Below are 3,490 nucleotides of genomic sequence, written 5' to 3' on the forward strand. Positions count from 1 at the left end.
GGTTAGGGCTCGGGGTGGAGGGCGTTGTCGGCGGAGCCTTGTCGCCAGGCGGTGAAGTGGACGGTCAGGCCGGCGCGGCTGGGGGAGCAGCAGTACGGGCCGGCGGAGGCTTCGGCGTCCGGATCCAGCGGGGCGAGGCGGACCAGTCGCCACGGCTCGCCGGCCACCCGGGCGCGTACGGTCAGGGCGTCACCGGCCCGGCTGACCCGTACGGTCACCTCCCGGCCCGCCCAGTCCGGGACCGGGGCGACCGACCAGTCGGAGACCTCGCGGGTCACCACGGCGCCGACCTGGGGTTGGCCGTCGCTGACCTCCACCCCGGCCTTCACCCAGTTCCGGTCGTCCACCCGGACCAGCACCCCGGCCTGGTCGAACTGCTCCGCCCAGGCCAGCCGGAAGTCCACCTCCACCGCGCTGTCCACCGGAAACGGTGCGAGCAGCGCCGGGGCGTCGTCGTGTACGAAGCCGTAGCTGGTGTGCCGCCACAGGTCGCTGCCCGCGCCCGGTTCGACACTCAGGCCACCGTCCGGTTCCTCGACCGCCCGTACCGGCTGCCGCTGCCAGATGCCGTCGGACCACTCGATGCTCCGCATGACGGCACCGTACCGAGTGGCCGCGATCCCCGTACCGCCGCAGTTGGCGGGCCGTCAGGCGGGCATCGACGGGAGTCGTGCCGAGTGGGCGGTGGGTTAGGCTCCAGCGGTCGAGCGAAGTTACCGGGAGGTAGGCATGTCGGAGGGGCAGCGGGTCGCCATCGTGACCGGGGCGGCGCGGGGGATCGGGGCGGCCACCGCCAAGCGGTTGGCCGCGGACGGGCTGGCCGTCGCCGTGGTGGACATCGAGGAGTCGGCGACGAAGGAGACCGTCGACGCGATCGCGGCGGCCGGCGGCCGGGCGCTCGGCGTCGGCGCGGACGTGGCCGACCGGGCCCAGGTGGAGGCCGCCGTCGAGCGGGTCGCCGCCGAGATGGGCGCGCCGACCGTGCTGGTCAACAACGCCGGTGTGCTCCGGGACAACCTGCTGTTCAAGATGACCGACGCCGACTGGGACACGGTCATGGGCGTACACCTGCGCGGTGCCTTCCTGTTCAGCCAGGCCGCGCAGCAGCACATGGTCGAGCGCCGGTGGGGCCGGATCGTCAACCTTTCCAGCACCTCGGCGCTGGGCAACCGGGGCCAGGCGAACTACGCCGCGGCCAAGGCCGGCCTGCAGGGCTTCACCAAGACCCTCGCCATCGAGCTGGGCCCCTTCGGGGTGACCGTCAACGCGGTCGCGCCCGGATTCATCGTCACCGACATGACCGCGGCCACCGCGGCGCGGATGAAGGTCGACTTCGAGGCGATGCAGCGGCACGCCGAGGCGGAGATCCCGGTCCGGCGGGTCGGCCGGCCCGAGGACGTGGCGCACACCATCTCGTTCCTGGCCAGCGAGGGCGCCTCCTTCGTCTCCGGCCAGGTCATCTACGTCGCCGGCGGTCCGAAGGACTGACCGTCGAGTGTTAACAGGGGCCCCTTCCTATACGCCAGGCGTTAAGAAGGGGCCCTTCCTTACCGGGTTTTCCAGAGCCAGGCGAGGCCGAGGATCGGCAGGACGAGCGGGATGTAGCCGTAGCCGCTGCCGAAGCCGGACCAGACCGTCTCGTCGGGGAACAGGTCGGGCCGGGCCAGGCTGAACGCGCCGACCCCGACCACGCCGACCAGCTCCACGGTGCAGCAGGCGAGGGCGACCCGGCGGCCCGCGTGACCGGCCCGGGCCAGGCCCACCGCCGCCACGATGTAGACCGCCGCGGCGAGCGCGGAGAGCAGGTACGCCAGCGGCGCCTGGTCGAACTTCGTCGCGATCTGCAGGCCGGCGCGGCTGGTGGCGGCGATCGCGAAGAGCAGGTACACCGCGATCAGCAGCCGGCCGGGCCCGGCGTTGGTCCTCGTCAACCGCGCGGTCTTCAGCTCAGCCACCGAGCACCTCCCAGGTCTGCTGGAGCCGGACCACGACCACCGGCGTCACCAGGCAGACCGCGCAGACGATCGCCGAGCCCCAGCGGGTCGGCTCCATCCGGGCCAGCACCGCGGCCAGCGGCGGCAGGCAGACCAGCGTCACCAGGTAGCCGAAGAACGCCCCCGGCTCACCCGGCCGTTCGCCGCCGCCGAGTGCCAGGGCGGCCAGCACGGTCAACCCGAGCAGCGCCAGCTCCAGTACACCCAGGCCGACCAGTTGCACCCGGTCCGGTGCCCGATGGCGCAACGCGGCCACCAGGGCCCAGGCCGCGACCAGCAGCGACAGCACGATGGCGACGGTGGCCAGTAGGCCGTCGACCGGCGACCCGGTGGCGGTCACCGGTTGCGTCCGGTGCTTGTTGCAATCACCGGCCCACTCTACTAACCCTCGTAGTAAGAACACCGGCGACGGGGCGGTGGTGGCGAGACGGGCCCGACGGGGGCGCCGCGACCGGCCGAGGCGTCGGGGCGCGGTGACCCCGCCACCACCGTTCTCGATGCCGGCAAAGCCGGCGGGGAGGCGGGCGTGGCCGTCCGGGGGGACTAGCGTGGACCGTGCCGCGGGTCACCCGTGGCCAGGCGACGACGGCGGAGGTGCGCGTGTTGCGGTTCGGGTTGTTCGGCACCGGTCACTGGGCGGCGGAGACGCACGCGGCGGCGCTCGACGCGCACCCGAAGGCGGACCTGGTCGGGGTCTGGGGCCGCAACCCGGACCGCGCCGCTGCCCTCGCGACGCGCTACGGCGTGCGCGCGTTCGACGACGTTGACGCGCTGATCGAGGCGTGCGACGCGGTCGCCGTCGCGCTCCCGCCGGACGTGCAGGCGGACATCGCCGTCCGGGCCGCCACCGCCGGCCGTCACCTGCTGCTGGACAAGCCGCTCGCGCTGACCGTCGCAGACGCCGACCGGGTGGTCGACGCCGCCGCCCAGTCGGGCGTGGCCTCGCTGGTCTTCTTCACCGGCCGGTTCCAGCCGAACGTGGCCGGTTTCGTCGCCGCGACCGCCGCGGCCGGCGGCTGGCACACCGCCAACGTGATCCAGTTCGCCTCGATCTTCCGGACCGACAGCCCGTACGGGCAGTCGCCCTGGCGCCGGCAGCACGGCGCGCTGTGGGACATCGGCCCGCACGCCCTGGCGATCCTGCTGCCGGTGCTCGGTCGGGTGACCCAGGTGGCGGCCACGGACGGCCCCGGTGACCTGGTGCACCTGATGCTCACCCACGACGGCGGCGCCACCAGCACGGTGTCGCTCACCCTGGACGCGCCGCCTGAGGCGGTGGCCCGGGAGTTCGTGTTCTACGGCGACAACGGCATCGAGAGGGTCCCGCCCGGCGACGGGAGCCCGGCGACGGCGTTCGGAGTGGCCATCGACCAGCTGCTGGCGGAGATCGACGCCGGCACCCGGGACCACCGCTGCGACGTGCGCTTCGGCCGCGAGGTGGTGACGGTGCTGGCCGACGCCGAAGCCGCCCGCACCCAACCACCCCCCACCTGACC

At 73.6% G+C, this 3,490-nt stretch carries 5 protein-coding genes; 2 read left to right on the plus strand and 3 right to left on the minus strand.

The window, feature by feature from the left end; genetic code table 11:
- Positions 1 to 2: 2 nt before the first annotated feature.
- On the minus strand, positions 3 to 593 hold the full coding sequence (locus tag C1I95_RS32795; protein ID WP_111219862.1) for a DUF1349 domain-containing protein: 591 nt from the start codon (positions 591 to 593) through the stop codon (positions 3 to 5).
- A 136-nt stretch (positions 594 to 729) separates the two neighbouring features.
- On the opposite strand from C1I95_RS32795, the gene fabG reads away from it, so the two are divergent.
- The gene (gene fabG, locus C1I95_RS32800) at positions 730 to 1,488 is read left to right on the plus strand and encodes a 3-oxoacyl-ACP reductase FabG (protein WP_111219864.1); all 759 of its coding nucleotides are present in this window, start codon (positions 730 to 732) and stop codon (positions 1,486 to 1,488) included.
- A 59-nt stretch (positions 1,489 to 1,547) separates the two neighbouring features.
- Here fabG and C1I95_RS32805 read toward each other — a convergent pair whose 3' ends face one another.
- Together C1I95_RS32805 and C1I95_RS32810 are read right to left on the minus strand one after the other, a co-directional pair.
- Positions 1,548 to 1,955, minus strand: a complete 408-nt coding sequence (locus C1I95_RS32805) for a hypothetical protein (RefSeq protein WP_111219866.1) — start codon at positions 1,953 to 1,955, stop codon at positions 1,548 to 1,550.
- On the minus strand, positions 1,948 to 2,334 hold the full coding sequence (locus tag C1I95_RS32810) for a hypothetical protein (protein WP_111219868.1): 387 nt from the start codon (positions 2,332 to 2,334) through the stop codon (positions 1,948 to 1,950). The genes C1I95_RS32805 and C1I95_RS32810 overlap by 8 nt, the downstream gene beginning before the upstream one ends.
- A gap of 260 nt (positions 2,335 to 2,594) precedes the next feature.
- Here C1I95_RS32810 and C1I95_RS32815 point away from each other — a divergent pair, with 260 nt between their 5' ends.
- A complete protein-coding gene (locus C1I95_RS32815) occupies positions 2,595 to 3,488 on the plus strand; it encodes a Gfo/Idh/MocA family protein (RefSeq protein WP_199524017.1) in 894 nt (297 codons plus the stop codon).
- The last annotated feature ends 2 nt before the right edge of the window (positions 3,489 to 3,490 follow it).

Origin of the sequence: Micromonospora craterilacus, from assembly GCF_003236315.1 — a bacterium.
Taxonomy (GTDB): Bacteria; Actinomycetota; Actinomycetes; order Mycobacteriales; family Micromonosporaceae; genus Micromonospora; species Micromonospora craterilacus.